Source organism: Culturomica sp., assembly GCF_003524185.1.
Lineage (GTDB): Bacteria > Bacteroidota > Bacteroidia > Bacteroidales > Marinifilaceae > Culturomica > Culturomica massiliensis.
The window spans coordinates 17,976-33,351 of record NZ_DOED01000027.1 but is presented as its reverse complement, the minus strand read 5'-3'; the positions used below and the strand labels follow the sequence as shown (position 1 = coordinate 33,351).

The 15,376-nt window shown below is 42.9% G+C and carries 15 protein-coding genes; 5 read left to right on the top strand and 10 right to left on the bottom strand.

Annotation, left to right across the window (positions count from 1 at the left end; all coding sequences use genetic code 11):
* Window positions 1-108: 108 nt before the first annotated feature.
* The 4 genes from DD657_RS09470 to DD657_RS09455 all read right to left on the bottom strand — a co-directional run bounded on the left by DD657_RS09470 (window position 109) and on the right by DD657_RS09455 (window position 4,394).
* The gene (locus tag DD657_RS09470) at window positions 109-804 is read right to left on the bottom strand and encodes a ComF family protein (RefSeq protein ID WP_021987096.1); all 696 of its coding nucleotides are present in this window, start codon (window positions 802-804) and stop codon (window positions 109-111) included.
* Window positions 801-2,231, bottom strand: coding sequence for a glycoside hydrolase family 16 protein (locus DD657_RS09465; RefSeq protein ID WP_287049670.1), 1,431 nt, complete (start codon window positions 2,229-2,231; stop codon window positions 801-803). Before DD657_RS09465 ends, DD657_RS09470 begins: the two co-directional genes overlap by 4 nt.
* Window positions 2,232-2,389: 158 nt before the next feature.
* On the bottom strand, window positions 2,390-3,136 hold the full coding sequence (locus tag DD657_RS09460) for an energy transducer TonB (protein WP_287049668.1): 747 nt from the start codon (window positions 3,134-3,136) through the stop codon (window positions 2,390-2,392).
* A gap of 19 nt (window positions 3,137-3,155) precedes the next feature.
* Window positions 3,156-4,394: an ABC transporter permease gene (locus DD657_RS09455; RefSeq protein ID WP_287049667.1), complete on the bottom strand. Its 1,239-nt coding sequence runs from the start codon at window positions 4,392-4,394 to the stop codon at window positions 3,156-3,158.
* Between the two features lie 351 nt (window positions 4,395-4,745).
* Between DD657_RS09455 and DD657_RS09450 the strand changes: the two genes are divergently transcribed.
* From DD657_RS09450 to DD657_RS09430, 5 genes are all read left to right on the top strand, one after another.
* A complete protein-coding gene (locus DD657_RS09450) occupies window positions 4,746-6,059 on the top strand; it encodes a pyridoxal phosphate-dependent aminotransferase (RefSeq protein ID WP_287049666.1) in 1,314 nt (437 codons plus the stop codon).
* A gap of 223 nt (window positions 6,060-6,282) precedes the next feature.
* On the top strand, window positions 6,283-6,510 hold the full coding sequence (locus tag DD657_RS09445; RefSeq protein WP_009137182.1) for a 4Fe-4S dicluster domain-containing protein: 228 nt from the start codon (window positions 6,283-6,285) through the stop codon (window positions 6,508-6,510).
* 16 nt (window positions 6,511-6,526) lie between these two features.
* Window positions 6,527-7,609, top strand: a complete 1,083-nt coding sequence (locus tag DD657_RS09440; RefSeq protein WP_021987091.1) for a 3-methyl-2-oxobutanoate dehydrogenase subunit VorB — start codon at window positions 6,527-6,529, stop codon at window positions 7,607-7,609.
* Window positions 7,610-7,664: 55 nt separating this feature from the next.
* Window positions 7,665-8,429 carry a thiamine pyrophosphate-dependent enzyme gene (locus DD657_RS09435; protein ID WP_068690831.1) on the top strand — a complete coding sequence of 255 codons (765 nt, stop codon included), beginning with the start codon at window positions 7,665-7,667 and terminating at the stop codon, window positions 8,427-8,429.
* 86 nt (window positions 8,430-8,515) lie between these two features.
* Window positions 8,516-9,061, top strand: a complete 546-nt coding sequence (locus tag DD657_RS09430; protein ID WP_021987089.1) for a 2-oxoacid:ferredoxin oxidoreductase subunit gamma family protein — start codon at window positions 8,516-8,518, stop codon at window positions 9,059-9,061.
* Between the two features lie 221 nt (window positions 9,062-9,282).
* Here DD657_RS09430 and DD657_RS09425 read toward each other — a convergent pair whose 3' ends face one another.
* The 6 genes from DD657_RS09425 to DD657_RS09400 form a co-directional block, all read right to left on the bottom strand.
* A complete protein-coding gene (locus DD657_RS09425; RefSeq protein WP_287049662.1) occupies window positions 9,283-10,158 on the bottom strand; it encodes a Cbp1 family collagen-binding glycoprotein adhesin in 876 nt (291 codons plus the stop codon).
* A gap of 287 nt (window positions 10,159-10,445) precedes the next feature.
* Window positions 10,446-11,291 carry a 3-hydroxybutyryl-CoA dehydrogenase gene (locus DD657_RS09420; protein WP_021987087.1) on the bottom strand — a complete coding sequence of 282 codons (846 nt, stop codon included), beginning with the start codon at window positions 11,289-11,291 and terminating at the stop codon, window positions 10,446-10,448.
* 194 nt (window positions 11,292-11,485) lie between these two features.
* Entirely contained in the window at window positions 11,486-12,241 is a 756-nt protein-coding gene (locus DD657_RS09415; RefSeq protein ID WP_287049728.1) for an enoyl-CoA hydratase-related protein, read from the bottom strand.
* A gap of 5 nt (window positions 12,242-12,246) precedes the next feature.
* Window positions 12,247-13,257, bottom strand: coding sequence for an electron transfer flavoprotein subunit alpha/FixB family protein (locus DD657_RS09410; protein ID WP_118773415.1), 1,011 nt, complete (start codon window positions 13,255-13,257; stop codon window positions 12,247-12,249).
* A gap of 96 nt (window positions 13,258-13,353) precedes the next feature.
* Window positions 13,354-14,139 carry an electron transfer flavoprotein subunit beta/FixA family protein gene (locus DD657_RS09405; RefSeq protein ID WP_021987084.1) on the bottom strand — a complete coding sequence of 262 codons (786 nt, stop codon included), beginning with the start codon at window positions 14,137-14,139 and terminating at the stop codon, window positions 13,354-13,356.
* 57 nt (window positions 14,140-14,196) lie between these two features.
* Complete coding sequence (locus DD657_RS09400; RefSeq protein ID WP_068690837.1) at window positions 14,197-15,336, bottom strand: acyl-CoA dehydrogenase; 1,140 nt, start codon at window positions 15,334-15,336, stop codon at window positions 14,197-14,199.
* Between the last annotated feature and the right edge of the window lie 40 nt (window positions 15,337-15,376).

Here is a 15,376-nt window from a genome sequence, read left to right as displayed (position 1 = left end):
CAACAAAGTTATAAAAATTATCCTACATAAGGATTCTGTAACTATGTTTTACAAGCAGACACATAAGAATTCAGCCTTAATCGTATAAAAATCTCATTTTGTAACAACTCAGACTTCCGTCCTCGCCAAACATGCCAAACTGAATCTTACATGACCTGCCTCTGCCAATGTACGTATACAGGATTTTATTGTTGCCCCGGTCGTAATAACATCGTCTACGACAAGAAGATGCTTACCGTAAAGCACGTCCGTTTTCTTCAACCGGAAAATATTCTCGACATTTTTCTGACGTTCACCGGCACTCTTCCCGGTTTGAGAAGCATTGTCCTGAACCCGGCAAACGATATCATCCCACAAAGGAACCTTCATCGCTTCCGCCATTCCCATTGCAATCTGCCGGGCCTGATTATATCCCCTTCGTTTTTCTCTTTTCGGATGCAAAGGGATGGGAACAATAGCATGGACGCCGGACCGGTCACCGATCTTCCCGCCCAGCATCCGCCCCAGGTATACGCAAAGCTCCTTACCGGAACGATACTTCACCGCATACACCAGATTTTTATAATCATTGTATTTATTATAATAGAAAAGCGCATACAATGACCCGACATCAACAACCTCATCCTCCATCAATAACCGGATATCTACAGATTGATAAGCGGGATCGGCCAAAGGGAAATCGGCCAGACAAGGCGAACATAAATACTTTTCTCCCCTTACCAAAGCCTCCTTACACACCACGCAAAGCGGGGGATAAAATAAACGGACTATGGACTGAAAAATGCGGTTGCCCTCATTTTTCATTTTAATTTCACATCCGCCCCTTTCTCTTCTTTCATTTTATAAAAACGTACCCATTCAATCTCCATACGGGACGGCACACATTTTCCTCCCGGTTCCTGATTACATCCCAATCTGAAAAATACATACATCGGGATATCCGGGATATTTTCGTGCACTTCTTTAACAACCGTATCATTGACCATCCATACCATTTTTTCACGGGTCCACTCCAATGTAAAAATATAAAAGTCATTGGACAGATGTATATCTTTTAACGGCATAATTTCATTTACAACCTTACCCTTGGAAGTATAAATCTTTCCCATTTGCAAGCCGTTTGCCCCGGATCTCATGATCTCGATATGCGGCATATCCCGGTCTCCGCGCATCCCGAAGCATTGCACTACCGACGAATGATTGAGCTTTATTTTGGCTTCAAAACGGCCGAAACACTGCCGGAACGCACAAGCCGTACTCAATGCTGCAGAAGTATATTCATATTTCTTTTCCCGGATACCCAAAGAAGCATCCCAATATTTACCGATAATCTGCTCTTTCTTAAAATTCAGCTGCACCGACTTTTCAGTAAATGAAATATTCTCAGGTAAAAACAACTGAACATCATTTCCGACACCATAAGTATCGTTTAAAAAACGTTCTCCGGCATAATAACGGGTAATCCATTTTTGCTCATTCAGACTTCCGCCTCTGAATGTATCTTCAAACACCGGTTCCCAACGACACATATTTTTAAAATGCACATCAGACTGCAATGAAAAATACTTTACAATATCCGGGCGTTTCTTCAAAGCTTCATACTCACACAGCAATTTATAATCATCCGTTGTCTCATACCGTCGTTTATTCAACAGATACTCCCGGTTTTTACGGAACTCATCCGATTTAATATAAGCTGTAAGCTTCTCGAACTCCTGAGGTAAAGTCGTAGCCTTTACTTCTGCATAATGCCTGAACTTCTTATTTTTCTCAAACAATATCAAGGCTTTGACCTTCGGATGAGCAACTATATTCCGATAAGCCATATACTCTTCGGGCCGCAGCTTTTTATCGAACCCCGGAGTCGTCACAATCACCCGCAAACGGGCATATTGCGCATATTCATCGGTTTCTTTTACTTTTAAATATCCTTGTAACTCCTGAGATTCCTTAATCAGATAATAATTCTTTAGCTTCTCGGCTTTGAGCAACTTTTTATAGTCTTTTTCCCGGTTGTAATATTCACTCTCCTTATACCTTAAATGTTCGATTTGTTTCCGCTTATTCTTAAATACAGGACTGTTTACATATTCATCCAACTCATAAAAACGCTTCAAGTCGTCACTCTCTCCCACCTTTCGGTACAAGGCGTAATCTTCGTCAAAAACCTTCCTTAATGTCTCTGCATCAGCTGTCGTACGAACCTTTTTACTTCTCGAAAACAATCCCATAATCCACTTGAATTTAGTAATCTTACACCCTATATGCTAATCATCCGGGACTTCCAGCAAATCAATACCACCACCCCTGGTTTAGTCAAACACATATCTTAAATAAAGCAAAGTTAATGCAATAATTTTAAATTTAAAACCTTACATTCAAAATTCCATTATTGCTTAACGAAATTGTAAGTTATTGTTCCCGTTTGCAAAGCCGGAGCTCCCGGTTTCTCATTAAAGCGAGAACGCAAAGCAGCATCCACGGCAACATCATGCAAACAATCGTCCTGCTGTGATTCTGTTGCAACCACCTCTGCCCGTTGCACCCTCCCCTTTCGGTCGACCACTATCTTTACCACAACCCGTCCTCCAAATTCGCATTTAAACACAGGTATCGGCAAAAAACGCGCATAACGCTCCGGCAGATTATAAGAAACACTGCTTTTCCCTGAATAAAATGTCGATTTTAAAGAATCCAGCAACTGTTCCTTTTTATCCCGGTCATATTGCAAACTGTCTTTCTTGTAATTTTCATCTTTCCGGGCCTTATAACGACCGCTATATTCATCCGCCTCCAACTCCTCCATCACTTCATCAATATAAGACTGTACATTCGGTGTTTTATTCGATTTCTCGCGGACATTCTCATTAACCGCAATAGAGCGTAACATCGCCTGTACCTCTTCCGTTGATGCTTTTTTACGGATTTCTTCCCGTTGCTGCTTCTCTTCCAGTATTTTTTCCAACTCCTGCGGAGACGATGCCGCCAACTCGATTTCTGTACCCAAAGGCACCTCCAGCCGGGCAATCCCCATACTCAACAGAAAAATAGCAAGCAATAAATGAAAAATTATTGTCCCCAAAATTCCCGTTTGATGAGCATAAAACTGCTGTATAATATATTTTTTAAAGTTCATCCTTATCCCCATTTTCCGACTACTCAAAACGGATTGCACGAATAGGACTGATCCTGGATATCAACATCGTCGGAACAACCAGCATCAATGTAGATATCACCAACACCCCTATATCAAGTAGAATCACAAACACAAAATTAAAATGAATAGGTACCGTATCCATATAATAGGCCACCGGATCCAGAGGTATTACCTGAAAAAAATATTGTATCCCGGCCAATACGAAAGCCAGGATATTCCCCCAGATCATTCCTCTGCCGATCAAACCTGCCGCTATATACAAAAACAACTTGCGTAAGTTAACATTCGTATAACCCAAAGCTTTCAAGATTCCGATCAAAAAAGTTTTATCCAATATCAGTATCAGCAAGCCGGATACCATATTGAATCCGGCAACCACAAGAATCAGCACTAAAATAATCCATACATTCGTATTCAGCATCCCCAGCCAATCGAACAAACTGGGAGCCATATCATACAATGTCGTAACCTTACACATATTTCCGGAATCCTCCCAAGGCAGCAAATCATAAACTTTTTCCTCCGCCACAGGCAACAAACCGATATCTTTCAAATCTACGGCAATTCCGGACACTTCATCGGACTGCCAGCCGTTCAACCGCTGCAAATGCCGGAGATCACAAAAAACATATATGTTGTCGTACTCTCCGAATCCGGTGTCATAAATACCTTTCACGGTAAATACTCTTACCCGGGGCGGATCCTGCACAAAATGAGCATTTATCTTCTCTCCGGCCCCCACTTCCAATAGCGAAGCCACGGCCTTTGATATCAAAATCTCGTCGGAAGCTTTAGCCGTACTGAAATCCGGATAGTCCCCGGACACCACATGTTTCCGGATAAAATCTCCCGGATAAAGAGAATCGACACCGTACAACACAACCCCATGGATTTGCTTTTTGCTTTTCAATATCGCCGGCTTAGCCACATACGGATAAACCGTCGCTACTTCCGGCAGTTCTGCGATTTCAAACAAAAGCGTATCCGATACCCGGACCTTCTCCGCTGCGTCGTAAGAATTATAATTCCCGTAAGCAACGACATTCAAATGAGCGGAAAAACCGGTCAGCTTATCCGTAATCTCTTTTTTGAAACCGGTAATAATAAATATGGAAAGCAACATCACACATACCCCCAAAGCAATCCCGACCAAAGCAATCCGGACAATAGGAACGGACACCGTACTATTCTCCTTGCCTTTCAGCAATCTCCGGGCTATGTATAATTCTAAATTCACGTTTCTTTCTCCCTATTAAAATTAAAGCATCCTACACAACCGATACGAAATCAGAATTACACCTTACAAACTTTAAACGAGAAAAACACCTTTTGTCTCACTTCAACAGCAATTTCTCCCGTTTATCCGTAATCTCAAATTCAGTTGCGCGATACTTTACTGCGCTTAAGGCAAAATACCCGTACAAAAGTAAAGTAAAAAGTAAAAAGTAAAAAATAAACGGGAACAATTCCCGGAAATCAGAAAATACAGGAAGAAATAATATTTATAAATTAAAATGGAAGAAAAGTTATGTTTTTTCAAGAAAATTGTCTAATATTGTTTCAAAATGTAAGCAACTACTCACTAATCATGCAAAACAATATTATTGACATTCAAGTTGTAGAAAACAAACTTGCTGAGGCCGGTATATCGGACCTCGAGCATGCTTCGATCCGGGATGTTGTAAAAGTCGCCAATCTGTTAGAAAAGGCGAGCAGTATTCAATTTATCCGAATGGAAATGGGTGTACCCGGACTCCCGCCTGCCCAAATCGGTACCGAGGCAGAGATCAACGCTCTGAAAATAGGGGTTGCACAATATTATCCCATGCTGGAAGGTTATCCGGAACTTTCGGAAGAAGCAGCCCGTTTCGTAAAAAATTTCATGGATATCGACATCAATCCGGCACACATCATTCCGACTGTCGGCGCGATGCAAGCCTCTTATACGGCATTCATGGCCCTTACCGAATGTAAAAGCGGTAAAGATACGGTGCTGTTTATCGATCCCGGATTTCCCGTTCAAAAAACCCAACTGGACGTTATCGGCAAACCTTATATTACATTCGACATTTACGAACACAGAGGGAAAAAACTACGTGCTAAGCTGGAAGAATATTTAAAAAAAGGGAACATCTGTGCAATCGTTTACAGCAACCCCAATAACCCGGCCTGGATTTGTCTCACGGAAGAAGAATTACAGGTCATCGGAGAATTATCCAAACAATACGATACCATCATCCTGGAAGATCTCGCTTATTTCGCCATGGATTTCCGGAAGGATCTTTCACATCCGGGACAGGCTCCTTTCCAGCCGACGGTTGCCAAATACACGGACAATTACATCTTCATGATCTCCAGTTCGAAACTGTTCAGTTACGCCGGACAACGTTTGGGATTACTCTGCATATCGGATAGTTTATACCGGAAAAAATACGAAAACCTGAAAAAAAGATACGGTTCGGAAGAATTAGGTTACACCTTGGTGTATAAATTGATTTATACCCAAACTTCAGGAACGGCCCATTCTCCCCAATATGCCGTTGCAGCAATCTTAAAAGCAGTCAACGAAGGAAAACAGAACATTCTGTCCGGAGTCAGGGAATACGAAACCCGGGCAAAAGAAATGAAGCAACTTTTTCAGGAAGCCGGTTTCAGGATTGTATATGATAAAGACGGCAATGAAGATATAAGTGACGGATTTTATTTTACCATAGGTTATCCCGGATTTAGCGGGGGTGACCTTGCCAAAGAACTCCTGTTTTACGGCATATCCTCTCTTCCGCTGAAAGGGTGTGGCAGCAACCGGCCGGGCTTGAGAGCCTGTGTTTCACAAATCGGCCTGGACAAAATGGGTACCTTAAAAGAAAGATTGGAAGCTTTTAAAAAAGATCACGGCCATTAACCGTTAGAGCGGTTAAAATTGCACATGAAATAAGGAATTGTGAAAAATCGGGTTATGAACCTTACACACAGAAAAAAAATATGTGCAAATATTGAATTTGAGAACAAAATAAAGAAACCTTTTTTGGTACTTTTGATTTTAAAATGTAATTTTATACCCCGATAATAGTTACAATAATTAATAAAAAGACGATAATATTATATAATTTATAACTTTTTAAGATATGGCAAAATTCAGAGGAGCAATCGTTGTGGACAACGAAAAATGTAAAGGATGCGGCCTATGCGTCGTAGCCTGCCCGACGAAAGTAATCGATCTCAATCCTGATGTAAACGGTAAAGGCTATCATTATGCCTATATGAAAAATCCCGAAGCATGTATCGGTTGTGCCAGCTGCGGCTTGGTATGCCCCGATTCTGTAATCAGTGTTTATAAAATGAATGTAGAATAAATAAAACTACTTGAAAATGTCTGAAGTAAAATTAATGAAGGGTAATGAAGTAATTGCCGAAGCTGCTATCAGATGTGGCTGTGACGGTTACTTTGGTTATCCTATTACCCCCCAATCGGAAGTTATGGAAACCCTCATGGTACGTAAGCCATGGGAAGAAACCGGGATGGTCGTTTTGCAGGCAGAAAGTGAAATTGCTTCTATCAATATGGTATATGGCGGTGCCGCCTGCGGTAAAAAAGTAATGACCTCTTCTTCCAGTCCCGGTGTCAGCTTAATGCAGGAAGGTATGACCTATATTGCAGGAGCCGAATTGCCTTGTCTGGTCGTAGACGTTGTCAGAGGAGGCCCAGGCTTAGGAACGATACAACCGGCACAGAGCGATTATTTCCAGGCGACCAAAGGCGGTGGACACGGTGATTATCACCTGATTGTATTAGCCCCGGCTTCTGTTCAGGAAATGAATGACTTTGTCGATCTGGGATTCGAACTGGCTTTTAAATACCGGAATCCGGCGATGATCCTGTCTGACGGTGTAATCGGACAGATGATGGAAAAAGTAGAACTTTCCCCGTATAAACCGAGATGGACGGACGAAGAAATCGAAAAAATTTCGGGTAGCTGGGCATTGACCGGTAAAAAGAAAAACCGGAACGGACATATCATCACCTCTTTGGAATTGGATGCACACCGGCAAGAAACCTTTAACGAAAAACTACAGGCCAAATACCGGAAAATCGAAGCAAATGAAGTAAGATTCGAAAAAATCTTATGTGACGATGCCGATTATCTCATTATCGCTTACGGCTCATCCGCACGTATCTGTCAGAAATCAATAGAACTGGCTCGTCAACAAGGCATTAAAGTCGGATTATTACGTCCTATTACCTTATACCCGTTCCCGACAAAGGCCATTGCCGAAATGAGCGAAAAGGTAAAGGGCATGCTGACTGTCGAGATGAGTGCCGGTCAAATGGTAGAAGATGTTCGTCTGGCTGTTAACGGCAAAATACAGGTTGAACATTACGGACGTATGGGTGGAGTTGTTCCGACCCCGGAAGAAATTATCGATGCACTGAAAGACAATTTTAAATTGTAATCTCTCACAGTTGTCAATTTAAAATCTACAATTTAAAATTTAAAATTAAAACGCAATGATTGATATAAAGGATATAGTAAAACCGGAGAATCTTGTTTATAAGAAGACCTCTCTGCTTACCGACAACGTCATGCATTACTGTCCGGGATGTACTCATGGAGTAGTCCATAAGCTGGTTGCAGAAGTTATCGAAGAATTGGAAATACAGGATAAAACCATTGGTGTTTCACCGGTAGGATGCAGTGTTTTCGCATACAATTACATTGATATCGACTGGGCAGAAGCTGCTCACGGACGGGCTCCGGCCGTTGCTACGGCTATCAGCCGTCTGCATCCCGAAAAATATGTTTTCACTTATCAGGGAGACGGCGACCTGGCTTCTATCGGATGTGCCGAAATCATGCATGCCTGTAACCGGGGCGATAATATCGTTGTCATCTTCATCAACAATGCCATCTATGGTATGACAGGTGGACAAATGGCTCCGACCACCCTGATCGGACAGGTAACGGCTACGACACCTTACGGCCGGGATGTCAAATTGAACGGATTCCCGATGAAGCTGACGGAATTGATCGCTCAATTAGACGGAACCTGCTACGTCACCAGACAAAGTGCTGACACTCCGGGTGCCGTTCGCAAAGCCAAAAATGCAATTAAAAAAGCATTTCAAAATACACGTCTCGGCAAAGGAACCTCTTTTGTAGAAGTGGTAGCTACCTGTAATTCAGGCTGGAAAGTAAGCCCGGTAGAAGCCAACAACTGGATGCGCGAACACATGTTCAAAAAATATCCGTTGGGAGACATCAAAGACATTTAATAACATTGTAGATTTCAGATTTACGATTTCAGACTTTTCCGGTCTGAATCGTAAATCATAAATCATAAATCGTAAATATTATCTTTATGACAGAAGAAATAATTATAGCAGGCTTCGGAGGACAAGGAGTACTTTCTATGGGAAAGATCCTGGCCTATTCCGGAATTATGCAGGATCAGGAAGTATCCTGGATGCCTTCTTACGGCCCTGAAATGCGTGGAGGTACAGCCAATGTCACCGTTATCATCAGCGATGAACGCATCAGCTCTCCTGTATTGACACGTTTCGACACCGCTATTATCCTGAACCAACAATCCATGGATAAATTCGAATCCCAGGTTAAACCCGGAGGCACATTAATTTACGATCCGAACGGTATCACACACCACCCGACCCGGAAAGACATCGATATCTATCGCATAGAAGGTGCCCGTCTGGCTGCAGAAAGCGGAAATCCCAAAATCTTCAACATGATTATTCTAGGAGGCTTTCTGAAAGTAAAACCGATTGTTAAATTGGAAAACGTAGAAAAAGGACTTCAAAAATCCTTACCGGCCAGACACCATTCTATGATACCTATGAATATCGAAGCCATCCGTACGGGAATGGACAATATCGAAAGCGTAAAATAAAACACTTCCGTAAAGCCGGATAAAAAAGGGGATACAAATTTTTAAACAAATACAAACCTTTTTTCTCACCTTACTCTGAAAAAACCGGGAAATATGTTCCCGGTTTTTTTTACGTAAAAAAAGCTACCTGAAAAATCAGGTAGCCTTCTGAATGTTCCCGGAATTCCAAATCCATGAAGGGGAGAAAGAATTTGAAACTACCGGGAACCAGGTATATGTGTCTAATTAACCATAACTACTAAATATTTCGTTTGTCCCCAAAATGCATTCTCGTCTTTTACTACCAGATTCAACACACCGTCCTCACCGGCTTCCAGGCTGTAAGAATCTTCAGGATGCACCGACAACACCTTTGCTTTCTTGCCATTCAACGCTATCGATTTTGCTTCCCGGATATCAACATCCTTAAAAGAAGCCTTTTGTACCTGGGATGATACGATCGGCGGACAGAATATTCCCTGACGGGTTATCACATTCGCATCTTTCAACTCTTTCCGACTGCCAACCAAATAATGAGCCGTATGGATAGCCTGATCCTGTTCGGTAATTGTCATTTTCTGAGCAGCCGATTGCTGATTCAAATCAGCTACATCCTTATTCAGATTTTCAACCTCCTGTGTTTTTGCCAGCAACTGCTTATCTCTTTCAGCAAGCTGTGCCGTAATCTCAGCAATCTTCTGCGTCCGGACTTCCAATTCTTCATTCAGACTTGCGATCAATTTTTTAAATTCTGCAGACTGACGTTTATTCCGGCCATCCAATTTATTAATTTGATCTTTGTAACCTGCAATAGCCTCGGTAATCGCTTTAATATCGGCTTTTAAAAGAGCAATTTGTTTTTTAGACTTACTGGCTCCGGCATTTTCTTCTGCCTCCAATGTCAACAATTTTTCGGCTTCCCGGATAGACTGCATACCGGCAGAAATATCGTTCAAATCGGCAAATAAACCTTCCATCTCGGCATTCTGATTATTATAAGCGACACTCAAAGAATCCAAACGACCTTGTAAATCTTTATATTTTTGCGAACTTTCTACACAGCCACCAAGGAAAAACAAGACACATACGCTGACTGTTCCAATGACAAACTTTTTCATAACGATCTGATTTTAGTGATTAATTATATCTTTTCTCATTTATTTATAAAATGAAGCAATCTACATACCAAAAAGCACACAAACCACAATCAACTAACAATCAGATTATTATAAAAGAAACAACATGCACCCCGATTGGGGAATATGGGGAAAAGATTAAAAAAATGAGGAAAAATTCCACAAAAAAAATCTGTTGTCACCCTGGAAGTAACAAGCGAGTCCCAAACAGCCTAAAAATAAACCCGCATTGCCCACTCAGGATGACAACAGAGTAACTTTATCGAAACCTATTTTCGGTAATCGTAGAAGCCCACTCCGGTTTTACGTCCCAGCAAATTTGCCCGGACCATTTTACGGAGTAGTGGATGCGGCCGGTACTTGGAATCTCCGAATTCATCATGCAATACTTCCATAATTGCCAGACATACATCCAAACCTATTAAATCAGCAAGCGCTAAAGGCCCCATCGGATGATTAGCCCCCAACTGCATAGCTTCATCTATTTCCTCCTTTGAAGCGACTCCGTCGGCCAGAATACCGATTCCCTCATTAATCATCGGTATCAGAATCCGGTTTACAACAAAACCCGGAGCCTCATTCACACTCACCGGCACTTTCCCAAGTTGCCGGGCAATCTCAAACACCCGGTCATGTACTTCCGGAGAAGTCATCTGCCCCTTTATAACTTCAACCAGTTTCATAGCCGGAACCGGGTTGAAAAAATGCATTCCGATAACCTGTTCCGGACGAGAAGTCACAGCAGCCACCTCTGTCACCGACAGAGAAGACGTATTTGTCGCCAAGATAGCATCCGGCTTGCAAATCCCGTCCAACAAACGGAAAATCTCACATTTCACCTCCATATCTTCTGCTACAGCTTCAATCACCAGGTCAGCATCCCGGCAATCGTCGTACACCTGCGTATCCCGGATCCGGGAAAGTACGGCATCCTTCTCTGCTGCTTCCAGTTTTCCTTTCTCTACCATACGGGAAAGATTTTTTTCCATCGCTTTGTGAGCCTTAGCCAAAGAAGCATCAGAACGCCCCTTCAACAAAACGTCAAATCCTGCCTGGGCAAATACCTGGGCAACTCCGTTCCCCATTGTACCCGTTCCAATTACACATATTTTCATAAATTATTGGTTTTAATGATATCCGATAACTTTCGGCTACCTCCATTAGTTAATTCTTCCACCGATTCTTTTTTCTTAAATCCATCGGCTTAAACCTATATACAAATTTTAAATTGTAAATTACCTCACAAAGGAATTCACTATCGCGATTCATTTAATCTCTACAATTAAAACAAATACGCCATTGTAAATATCTACTTATTCAAAAAAGCTCTCATTTTCTGCTTCTGTTCTTCCGTAGCGAAACAAAGCCCAAACAAACCGTTTTCGATAGCTATACCGGTATCGATATCGGTTTCTATCCCTCGGTTTATGGCTTCCTTGGCATACTGTACCGCCAAAGGCGAACGGGAAGCAATTTGCTCCGCCATCTTTACAGCTTCGGACAGCAACATTCCGGGTTCCGTCACCGAATTGACCAATCCGATCCGGCAAGCCTCCGCTGCATCGATAACACGCCCCGTATATATCAACTCCTTCGCCTTACCCACTCCGATGATACGAGGCAAACGTTGCGTGCCGGAAAAACCGGGCACAATACCCAATCCTGTCTCCGGCTGGGCAAACTTCGCCTTTTCGGAAGCCATGCGAATATCACAGGCTAATGCCAACTCACATCCTCCCCCCAAAGCATACCCGTTTACTGCGGCGATAACAATTTTTTCCGACAATTCGATCTTCCGGAACACCGAAGCACCCAACTGCCCGAAAATTTTCCCCGCTTCTGCATCCAATCCGCTCATTTCAGCAATATCCGCTCCGGCAACGAATGAACGTCCCGCTCCTGTCAGTACGATTACACGAAGCTCCGCATCCTCCGCAAACTTATCGAAAGCCTGTCCCAATTCTTTCAAAACAGAGGTATTCAAAGCATTCAATGTCTCCGGCTGATTAATCGTCAAAATGCCGACCGGACCTTGTTTCTCGAAAAGAAGTGTTTTAAACTCCATCATATTTATTTAACTTTATTTCTCTCATTCTTTAACTTTTCAGTCAACAGCGGAACAATCTTTCTGACATCCCCCACAATACCCAAATCCGCTACCTGAAATATCGGAGCATACTTATCTTTATTAATAGCAATGATATAATCGGATTCTTCCATACCGGCCAAATGCTGTATAGCCCCGGATATCCCCATGGCAAAATAAAGATTCGGACGCACAGTCTTCCCCGTCTGCCCCACCTGTCTGTCATGTGTCATAATTCCTGCGTCAACCATCGCCCTGGAAGAAGACACCTCAGCACCGATTGCCCCCGCCATATCCTCAAGCATTCTAAAACCTTCTGTGTTACCAACTCCACGACCACCGGATACCAATACTTTAGCCTCCGTAATATCAATCAGATTACGTTGCTCTTTCACTACCTCTAATATACGCACTTTAAATTTAGAAGTATCAAAATGTACGGTAATATCTTCAATCGTCCCTTCTCTTTTTTCATTGGCTGTCCCCATACGCATCACCCCAGGACGTACTGTCGACATTTGCGGACGATGCTCCTTACAAATAATCGTGGCCATCAGGTTACCCCCGAATGCCGGACGGGTCATCAACAAATCTCCTTCTTCCGATATATCCAAACCCGTACAATCTGCCGTCAATCCTGTCTCCAGACGGGCAGACAAACGAGGTCCCAAATCCCGTCCGATGGTCGTTGCCCCGATTAGTAAAATCGACGGTTTTCTTTCTCTGATAATCTGAGTAACCGCCTGTGCGTAAGGTTCTGTAATATATTGCTTCAATTCCGGAGCATCCACACACAAAACGGAGTCTGCCCCGTAAGCAATCAACTCCTTCGCTTTTTCTTTTATTCCGCTACCGGCCAAAATAGCAACAACCTTCTGATTTAACCGATCAGCCAATTCCCGGGCTTTCCCCAACAACTCGAATGCTACATTCTGAATAACACCTTCCCGTTGTTCGGCAAAAACATATACATCTTTATATTGAGTCTTATCCATTCTTTCTAGATTTTAGATTTTAGATTTTAGATTTTAGATTATTCACAAAGCCGAATAAGTGAGTTTTAACCCTCAATCTGAAATCAAAACCGTAAATTAAATAATAAACTTTTCTTTCAGTTTCTCTACAATCAAGTCTGCCGCTTCCGCCGGTTCAATTTCGAATACCTTGCCCGCAGCTTTAGCACCTTTCGTGAAAGACTTGAATACACGTGTCGGAGAACCGTTTAACCCTAACTTCTGCTCGTCGACACTTATATTGCCATAATTCCAAACCTCGACCTCCCTGTTATAGGACTCTACAATACCACGAACCGACATGTAACGGGCCTTATTTGCCGTTGCCAGTACCGTTATAACACAAGGAGCAGGTACTTCGAGCATTTCATAACCTTCTTCCGTCGACTTACGGATAGTAAATGTCACGGCTTCGTTGTTATACTTCAATGCTTCCACATAAGTCACCTGCGGTAAGTCGAGGTGCTCGGCAATCTGCGGCCCTACCTGTGCTGTATCTCCGTCTATAGCCTGACGTCCGGTAATCACCAGATCGTATTCGAGTACCCGCAAAGCCCCTGCAATAGCATTGGAGGTCGCCAATGTATCCGCACCGGCAAACTTCCGGTCACTCAAATGAATCGCCCGGTCTGCTCCCATAGCCAAAGCTTCCCGCAGAATATCGTCGGCCTGGGGCGGTCCCATAGTTATCACCGTTACATGAGCATTATATTTATCTTTCAATTGTAAAGCCATCTCCAAACCACCCTTATCGTCCGGATTCATTATGCTCGGAACCCCATCCCGAATCAATGTTCCCGTTACCGGGTCCAGCTTTATCTCCGTCGTATCGGGAACCTGCTTGATACAAACTACTATTTTCATATTTCGTTCTTTAATGTTATTCTATTTATTTCTCAAAACAACCGCATGCAACACCTGCTATTTCAGCAATGCACCTGCAATAACCATCCGCTGAACCTCCGAAGTGCCTTCGTAGATTTCTGTGATCTTGGCATCCCGCATCATGCGTTCCACCGGATATTCACGCGTATATCCGTAACCGCCGTGAAATTGTACGGCTTTTGTGGTCATTTCCATAGCCGTCTCCGCAGCAAAAAGTTTTGCCTGGGCAGCATCCACAGAATAAGATTGTTTCTGATCTTTCTTATAAGCAGCCATCCGTACCAACAGACGGGCAGCCTGTATTTTCGTTTCCAAATCAGCCAGTTGGAACTGGGTATTCTGGAATTTTCCGATGGATTTTCCGAACTGCTTCCGCTCTTTTACATATTTCACGGTTTCATCCATAGCTCCTTGTGCAATTCCCAAAGCTTGCGAAGCGATTCCGATACGTCCGCCATCCAGCGTCTTCATGGCTATTCCGAATCCCCCGCCGGGTTTTCCCAACAGATTTTCTTTCGGTACAATGCAATTTTCGAAAATCAACTCACAGGTAGCCGATCCCCGGATACCCATTTTCTTCTCTTTCTTCCCGATCGAGAATCCCGGAAAATCCCGTTCGACGATAAAGGCAGAAATACCTTTGGTCCCCAACGACTTATCCGTCATTGCCATCACAATATATACATTTGCATAAGCTGCATTCGTAATAAAAATTTTCGTCCCGTTCAACACATAATGGTCTCCTTCCAAAACCGCCATCGTCTGCTGGGCCGAGGCATCCGTTCCCGCATTCGGTTCTGTCAGCCCGAAAGCACCGATCCATTCTCCGGAACACAACTTCGGTAAATACTTCTTCCGTTGCTCTTCCGTTCCGAACTCGTAAATAGGAGCTGCGCACAAAGAAGTATGAGCAGAAACGATAACTCCCGTTGTGGCACATACCCGGGATAACTCTTCCACAGCCATTGTATATAATATATTATTTCCGCCGGCACCCCCATATTCCGCGGGGAAAGGAATACCCATAATACCTAACCTGGCCATTTTCTCTACGGTTTCCAAAGGAAAACGCTCCTCCTCATCGATTTCTGCTGCCAAAGGCTTCACCTCTTTCTCGGCAAACTCCCGAATCATCTGCCGAAATAATATCTCTGTTTTTGATAATGAAAAATCCATAGTTTATATTTTGAAGATTTGAAAATTTGCAAGATAAAAC

Coding starts and splice junctions, on each gene's coding strand:
- DD657_RS09470 (WP_021987096.1), bottom strand. CDS start 804: ATGAAAAATGAGGGCAACCGCATTTTTCAGTCCATAGTCCGTTTATTT.
- DD657_RS09465 (WP_287049670.1), bottom strand. CDS start 2,231: ATGGGATTGTTTTCGAGAAGTAAAAAGGTTCGTACGACAGCTGATGCA.
- DD657_RS09460 (WP_287049668.1), bottom strand. CDS start 3,136: ATGAACTTTAAAAAATATATTATACAGCAGTTTTATGCTCATCAAACG.
- DD657_RS09450 (WP_287049666.1), top strand. CDS start 4,746: ATGCAAAACAATATTATTGACATTCAAGTTGTAGAAAACAAACTTGCT.
- DD657_RS09445 (WP_009137182.1), top strand. CDS start 6,283: ATGGCAAAATTCAGAGGAGCAATCGTTGTGGACAACGAAAAATGTAAA.
- DD657_RS09440 (WP_021987091.1), top strand. CDS start 6,527: ATGTCTGAAGTAAAATTAATGAAGGGTAATGAAGTAATTGCCGAAGCT.
- DD657_RS09435 (WP_068690831.1), top strand. CDS start 7,665: ATGATTGATATAAAGGATATAGTAAAACCGGAGAATCTTGTTTATAAG.
- DD657_RS09430 (WP_021987089.1), top strand. CDS start 8,516: ATGACAGAAGAAATAATTATAGCAGGCTTCGGAGGACAAGGAGTACTT.
- DD657_RS09425 (WP_287049662.1), bottom strand. CDS start 10,158: ATGAAAAAGTTTGTCATTGGAACAGTCAGCGTATGTGTCTTGTTTTTC.
- DD657_RS09420 (WP_021987087.1), bottom strand. CDS start 11,291: ATGAAAATATGTGTAATTGGAACGGGTACAATGGGGAACGGAGTTGCC.
- DD657_RS09415 (WP_287049728.1), bottom strand. CDS start 12,241: ATGGAGTTTAAAACACTTCTTTTCGAGAAACAAGGTCCGGTCGGCATT.
- DD657_RS09410 (WP_118773415.1), bottom strand. CDS start 13,257: ATGGATAAGACTCAATATAAAGATGTATATGTTTTTGCCGAACAACGG.
- DD657_RS09405 (WP_021987084.1), bottom strand. CDS start 14,139: ATGAAAATAGTAGTTTGTATCAAGCAGGTTCCCGATACGACGGAGATA.
- DD657_RS09400 (WP_068690837.1), bottom strand. CDS start 15,336: ATGGATTTTTCATTATCAAAAACAGAGATATTATTTCGGCAGATGATT.